This is a genomic window from Roseateles cavernae (assembly GCF_040187885.1).
In the GTDB taxonomy this organism is placed as follows: Bacteria; Pseudomonadota; Gammaproteobacteria; order Burkholderiales; family Burkholderiaceae_C; genus Roseateles_E; species Roseateles_E cavernae.
Genome location: NZ_JBDPLH010000027.1, coordinates 1 through 5,675, shown reverse-complemented (window position 1 = coordinate 5,675; position 5,675 = coordinate 1). Strand labels below are relative to the sequence as shown.

The 5,675-nt window shown below is 67.6% G+C and carries 12 protein-coding genes; 4 read left to right on the top strand and 8 right to left on the bottom strand.

All coding sequences use genetic code 11. The features are described 5' to 3' along the window. Positions 1–83: 83 nt before the first annotated feature. The 7 genes from ABGI63_RS25625 to ABGI63_RS25595 all read right to left on the bottom strand — a co-directional run bounded on the left by ABGI63_RS25625 (position 84) and on the right by ABGI63_RS25595 (position 3,639). Positions 84–458, bottom strand: a complete 375-nt coding sequence (locus ABGI63_RS25625; RefSeq protein WP_349745346.1) for a hypothetical protein — start codon at positions 456–458, stop codon at positions 84–86. A gap of 89 nt (positions 459–547) precedes the next feature. Further along, complete coding sequence (locus ABGI63_RS25620) at positions 548–850, bottom strand: hypothetical protein (RefSeq protein ID WP_349745345.1); 303 nt, start codon at positions 848–850, stop codon at positions 548–550. Positions 851–1,334: 484 nt separating this feature from the next. Then, a complete protein-coding gene (locus ABGI63_RS25615) occupies positions 1,335–1,907 on the bottom strand; it encodes a hypothetical protein (protein ID WP_349745344.1) in 573 nt (190 codons plus the stop codon). A gap of 123 nt (positions 1,908–2,030) precedes the next feature. Further along, entirely contained in the window at positions 2,031–2,423 is a 393-nt protein-coding gene (locus tag ABGI63_RS25610; protein WP_349745343.1) for a zinc ribbon domain-containing protein, read from the bottom strand. Position 2,424: 1 nt separating this feature from the next. Continuing rightward, positions 2,425–2,628 carry a hypothetical protein gene (locus ABGI63_RS25605; protein ID WP_349745342.1) on the bottom strand — a complete coding sequence of 68 codons (204 nt, stop codon included), beginning with the start codon at positions 2,626–2,628 and terminating at the stop codon, positions 2,425–2,427. An 80-nt stretch (positions 2,629–2,708) separates the two neighbouring features. Beyond that, positions 2,709–2,993 (bottom strand): hypothetical protein, encoded by a 285-nt coding sequence (locus ABGI63_RS25600; protein WP_349745341.1) that lies wholly within the window; start codon positions 2,991–2,993, stop codon positions 2,709–2,711. A 97-nt stretch (positions 2,994–3,090) separates the two neighbouring features. Further along, complete coding sequence (locus tag ABGI63_RS25595) at positions 3,091–3,639, bottom strand: hypothetical protein (RefSeq protein WP_349745340.1); 549 nt, start codon at positions 3,637–3,639, stop codon at positions 3,091–3,093. A gap of 91 nt (positions 3,640–3,730) precedes the next feature. On the opposite strand from ABGI63_RS25595, the gene ABGI63_RS25590 reads away from it, so the two are divergent. Together ABGI63_RS25590 and ABGI63_RS25585 are read left to right on the top strand one after the other, a co-directional pair. Beyond that, positions 3,731–4,006 (top strand): transcriptional regulator, encoded by a 276-nt coding sequence (locus tag ABGI63_RS25590; RefSeq protein ID WP_349745339.1) that lies wholly within the window; start codon positions 3,731–3,733, stop codon positions 4,004–4,006. Then, on the top strand, positions 3,996–4,214 hold the full coding sequence (locus ABGI63_RS25585) for a hypothetical protein (RefSeq protein ID WP_349745338.1): 219 nt from the start codon (positions 3,996–3,998) through the stop codon (positions 4,212–4,214). Before ABGI63_RS25590 ends, ABGI63_RS25585 begins: the two co-directional genes overlap by 11 nt. A 2-nt stretch (positions 4,215–4,216) precedes the next feature. On the opposite strand, the gene ABGI63_RS25580 is transcribed toward ABGI63_RS25585, so the two are convergent. Further along, positions 4,217–4,519 carry a hypothetical protein gene (locus tag ABGI63_RS25580; RefSeq protein ID WP_349745337.1) on the bottom strand — a complete coding sequence of 101 codons (303 nt, stop codon included), beginning with the start codon at positions 4,517–4,519 and terminating at the stop codon, positions 4,217–4,219. 285 nt (positions 4,520–4,804) lie between these two features. On the opposite strand from ABGI63_RS25580, the gene ABGI63_RS25575 reads away from it, so the two are divergent. Beyond that, a complete protein-coding gene (locus ABGI63_RS25575; RefSeq protein WP_349745347.1) occupies positions 4,805–5,344 on the top strand; it encodes a phage regulatory CII family protein in 540 nt (179 codons plus the stop codon). After that, positions 5,341–5,595, top strand: a complete 255-nt coding sequence (locus ABGI63_RS25570) for a hypothetical protein (protein ID WP_349745336.1) — start codon at positions 5,341–5,343, stop codon at positions 5,593–5,595. The genes ABGI63_RS25575 and ABGI63_RS25570 overlap by 4 nt, the downstream gene beginning before the upstream one ends. Positions 5,596–5,675 lie beyond the last annotated feature (80 nt).

The window sequence follows — 5,675 nt, the reverse complement described above, 5'->3', positions numbered from 1 at the left end:
GTGGTGGTCGCAGTGGTTGCAGGCGCTGTACTGGCGCTGCTCGGCTTCGCGCCAGGCCTGGGCGATGGTGGCGAGGGTGGGGGTCATACAGCGCTGCTCCGCACCAACTGAGCATGCACAGTGCGCATGGCCTTGAGCGCCCGCTGGTAGGCTGCCTCGGCGGCGATCGCGCCCGGCTCATCGGCAGGAATGTGATCGTGCTGGGGCGGCTTGGAGTGGCAGAGCACGAGTGCCATGCGGTCGCCGTCGACGAGAGCGATCGCATCCTGCAGGTCAGCGACCAGCTGCAGTTGCGCAGCCTTGCGGTCCAACTCGGCCACCATCGCGGCGAGCCGTTCCGTGCAAGGCAGCGCCATGCCGGTTTTCAGCCACGGGTCATCGCCGCAGGCGGTTAGGCAGTCGCACTCATCTGGCCCGTCAGCCCGGCCGACGCAGTGCGGGCCTTTGATCGTGCGCAAGGCCGGCGTTCCGCAGCGGCGCGGTGTGGTGCAAACGGCGCACCCATGCTGGACTGGAGCCACGGCAATGGCTTGGGGCTTGCGCGGGCTCACGTTGCACCTCCGGCGATCTCGGCGCGAAGTCGCACGATCTCCGTCCGCGCGGCAATGACCAGCGCCTCGTAAGCCGCGAGGTGCTCACGCTTGCCTCGCGCCGTGGCCAGTGCGGTCATGGCCTGATCGACCGTTGCCTGCTCAAGGCAGAAGCCTTCGCAAATCACGCACTGGCGCGCGGGCGCATGGTCCCAGCCCATCTCGATGCGGTAGGCGGAGAGTGACTCATCTGGCCGTTGCAGGCGCGGCGGATTCATCGGCGAGTAGCGCTGCCGCGCCGCTTGCTTCGCGGCGCTCACGGCTGCAGCTCCTGCGCGCTGGCCAGCTCTTCGGCGCGCTCGGCGCTGAGCTGTTCGATCTCGTCGTCGCCGCTGCCGGCCAAGCCCATCAGCAGGACGATGCCCACCGACACGACCCAGGGCGCCAGGCGGGGCCACCGGGCGAACCAGCGGGCCAGCAGCCAGGCCTCGGCCGCTGCGGGGTTGGGGCTGTCGGCGCCCAGCTCGGTGCAGGCCTCGGCGGGCTGCAGCGGCAGCGGCTGGCTGGCGAGGTGGCCGTGGCTGAAGTCGCCCCAGCCGGCGCCCTCGATGTCGTGGTCTGCCCGCTCGGCGATGAGGCGCAGCAGCTCGGCCTCGGNGCTGGCGAGGTGGCCGTGGCTGAAGTCGCCCCAGCCGGCGCCCTCGATGTCGTGGTCTGCCCGCTCGGCGATGAGGCGCAGCAGCTCGGCCTCGGTGATGCGGGTCATGGGGTCGTCGCCGCGATTGAGGTTGACCAGCGCGCCCATCATTGCAGCACCTCGGCGAGAGCGGCCAGGGTGTCGGCGTCGTCGACCAGGTCGACATCACCGGCGCAGGGCGTGAGCTGCAGGCTCAGCACCGCAGCAGCGGCGGCGACGAGGCCCTGCAGTTCGCTGCGGGTGGCGTAGACCAGGTCGTTGGCGCCTATGTTGAGCAGGTAGAAGGGCTCGCCCTCCAGCGGGCGGGCGGTGCTGATCTTCAGCTCGGCGGCGTAGCCGATGAAGTCGCCTTCGTCGGCTGGCAGGATCTCGGCGCGGATGCGGGGCGGCTGGGGTGGCGCTGGCGGGGCGAAGCGGCCGAGCATCTCGTGCGGCCAGTAGGCGGCCATGGCTTCGTCATCGACCTCGTGCGGGTGGTGGTTCGCCCAGTTATGCAGCGCGGCCCCGTGGAGGTCGACAGCTTGCAGGTGGCCGAACTCGTCATGCACCAGATCTCGATGGAGCGTGCAGCCGTGCTTGCCGAGGTTCTCGCCAAACTCCCAGACGGAGTAGGTGCCGAGTCGGGTCGGGTACGGCTGCTCGAATCTGCTGGGAGCTGCTGCGGGTAGTGCTTGCTGCATGGTCGCCTCCGGTTGGGATGGAGGCGATTTAAGCATTGCTGAAAATGAAAAGCAAGCAATGCTTTATTTGTGGGTAAAGCAAAGCGCCTCATGGGCGCTTGCGTGCAGGGCGCTGGGCCGCTTCTAGAAGAGGTAACTCAGCACTGCGAGGCCGATGATGATCAGCACGATGGTGCCGATGACGCTGTCGAACCCGATGCCTCGCGGCGGGTTGTGGATGATGGGCTCGGCCTCGCGGGTGGGGATCAGCTTGGCGCCGCAGTGCTTGCACTTGTTGGCATCCATGCGGACCAGCTCGCGGCAGTCGGGGCAGCGCACATGCGTGCTGGGATGGGGCGTGTCGACCGAGCTGGCTGGGGCGGGGGCCTTGCGGCCGGCGATGATCATCAGCAGGCCCACGATCAGGAGGCCAAAGCCCCAGATCGGCGTCACGAGCCCCACGCCCATCACGCACGAGGCGAGCAGAGACAGGAGCCCGATGCAGGCGAGGATGTCGCCAATGATGCGCAGGCCCATGTCAGGCGGGGTCAGCTCGCTTGCGCTCGGTGGCACGGGGCGTGATGGTGATGCCACCGGCGGCTTCCGGGGCGTAGACGTTGGTGTTGTTGGTGCCGCTGAAGATGACGACGGGCCGGCCCTCGGGCAGCCCGTCGAGGTCGGCAGCGCGGATACCGGCGTCTATGGTTTGTCGCAGTGTGGGTGGCAAGCTCTTCGGTGACACGTTTTCTCCCTGGAATGGTGCCTATGTTGGTTTGCGCATTGTTACAAGGGCAATCAGGGTTTGTTCCCGGCTCGTGTGGTTCAGAGCTTGGCGTGGATCAGGGTAAGCAGCAGGATGGCACCGAGTCCGAGGGCGAGAGTGGCGCACTGGAGTGTGATCTTGAGCCAGGCCAGGCGGTCGAACCTGCAGACCCGGCAGATCTGCCAGCCTGGCCAGTTCGGATGGCCGCATTTGGTGCATGGCTGCGCGGTTTCTTCGGGTGGCGGTGGTGACTGGCCGATCAAGATATCTCCCTCTGCGGTGTAGGCGTTTGTATTGTTTTCTCCGCTCATCACGACGGAGTCTGGTGGCTTTTGGCTGTCCATGGGTACTGCTGCTCAGGTTGTGCCACGAGTGTGCGCAGGTCGCCAATTGCTAGGCCTTACAGGGGCCCCGCCTGGCCCGCGTTGCGCGTGAACTACGTCACGTATCTGCGTTTGACTTCTGGGCTGAGCGGGTCGCCTTACCGCGCGAGGCCGCCTGGTGGGCGGCGAAGTGGGCATCGATCATCGCCACGAGTTCTGCGGCCGAGCGCTGGCGTTTGCCGTGCTGGTCGAGGCTTTCCAAGACTTCATGAGCCACGGTGCGCCAGTCGAGTCCGCCACTGGCCGGCGGCGCGGCATGGGCTTGCACGGACTTGATGACCAGGGCGGCATGGTCTTCGATCAGCTCGCGCGCGGTGGGCGGCAGCTGGACGATCTGCAGGCGGCTGAATTTCGTGAAGGGCCAAGCGCCTGCCGCCGGTTCGCCGGCCGCCAGGGGCTCGCCGCTGGTGAAGCTGGGTGACGTGCCGAAGTAGGCCTCGGCGCGCTTCAGGTTGGCCTTGGTGATGCGGCCGGTCTTGAGCCAGCCGGCCAGGGCTTGTGGAGAGGCGCCGCAGGCGGCGGCGATCTCGGCTTTGGTGGCCTTGCGCTTGAGCGCCGCATCAACGGCCGGCACCAGCCAGGCGCGGATCGCGTCTGTGTCCTTCATCTGTTGTTCTTTAAGCATTGCTTATCGTCCAGATTCAAAGACGCGAGGACAATGCTTTACTTTCATTAAAGCAATGCTTTATGCTATGCGCATGAAGCTCAACGAGTACCTCGATCAGTCGCGCGGCCGGGCTGCCGCCATCGCCCGGGAGATCAAGCGGTCTCCGGCCTTTGTGTCGCAGATGAGCAAGGGCGAGCGCCCTGTGCCGGCGCGCTGTGTGCCAGCCATCGAGCGGCTGAGCGGCGGCGAGGTGAGGGCATGGGACTTGCGCCCGAAGGATTGGTGGGAGCAGTGGCCCCACCTGATCGGCACCGAAGGCGCTCCCCCCATCCCCCCGGCCGAAGAGGAGGCGCGCCATGCAGCCTAAGCCGAGCCCGAACGCGCTGCTGGCCCAGGCGCTGGGCGTCGAGACGGCCGGCTTAATCAAGCTTGTCCTCACGCTGCTGCCCGGCAAGCCGCCGCTGATCGAAGCCACCTACCTGATCCGCGACGCGGGCCAGGTGTCCGAGTGCGTGCGCCGGCTGGAGCTGGTGTGCGGGCCGGCTGAAACGAAGGAGCAGGGCGATGCAGCGTGATGTCAGCCCTGCGGACCGCGCCAGGCGTGAGGCGGCGTATCGGGCGGCTCTGGGGGCAGCGTCCGCTTCAGACTGGCAAACAGTGGCTGAATGTCGCGGTCGAACGCTGTCCGAGTGTGCTCCGACACCAGATGGTTCAGCAGCACCGTGGTGCAGATCTCTTGCTCGGTGCGCAGCTCTTGCATCACGGCTTGCGCAGCGTCTGCTGGCAGCGCTCGGAGTATCGCGGTGAGTGCGGCCTGGTACGCCAGCACCGTGCCCTTGAGTTCGCAGATCTTCTCTGTGGCCTCTTGCAGGTTTTTCATGGGTGCCCTCCCTGGGCTGGTTGGTTGCGGAACCCCCAGCGTATCCCACAGGGCAGGGCGCCCACCCCTTGCAGTGCGCCTTCAGCAGCGCCTTTCCCCCACCCGCTGGCAGTACGCCGGCGCGCCCCGGGCCTTTGCGGCCGGCGGTGTTGTCCCTCCCTGCGCTTGTGTTGCGCGTCGGCAGGCGGGTGGGTCTTTTCTTCCTCGTGTCACGCATGCCGCAAGTCTCGCGGCGCAAGCGGGCTCGAACCATCACAACATCAACGGGGGTTTGACATCGTGGCAATGACGAAACCAGCCAGCGAGGCGGCCGACCTCGCCGGCATGAATCTTGTGGACGTGGCCGGCCTGGTGGTGCGCGACTATGGTGGCGCCAGGGCCATGGCGGCGCGGCTGGGCAAGGCCCCGGGCAGCTTGTCGCACGAGCTGAACCCACCGGAGGGCAGCGCAGCCAAGCTGGGCTTGCTCACGGCGGAAGAGATCACCCAGAAGGCGCGGGACTATCGCATCCTGCTCGCGTTCGCTCAGAACTGCGGCTTCATGGCCGTGCCGATTGTTGGCGCGCTGGGGACAGACGCAGCGATCTCAGACTGCGCGGCGGACGTGATGGACGAGGCGGCCGATGTGGTGCGCAGCATCGCGCGAGCGCTGCGCGGCGACGATGCCGTGAGCGACAACGAGCTGGCCGAGATCCTCAAGCAGTGGGCCGAGCTGCTGGCCTTGGGGCCGAGGCTGTTCCGCGCGCTGGCTGCCAACAACCTGCGCCACGGTGGCCAGGGCCTGCAGCCCACCGCGCTGGACGAACTGCAGCGGGGTGCCGCATGAGGCCCGCCGGCGAGATCCACATCGCGCTGCGCCGCGCGCTGTTCAAGCACGGGCCTGGCACCACGCGCCAGCTGGCCCGCGTGGCCTGCACCGGCCTGGCCGTCACGCGCCACACGCTCGACAACATGGTGCGCGCCCGCAAGGCCCTGCAGCTGGAGCCGCGCCGCGAGCCCGGCGTGAAGCGCCCGGTGCCGGTGTATGCGCTGCCCGGGACGGTGCAGTTGCCGCTGCCGCTCGAAGTTCGCGCATGACCCGCGCCGACCTGGCCGAGGGCCACGACACCACCGAGCGGCTGAGCCCTGACGACATGGCCACGCTGCGCGAGGAGCAG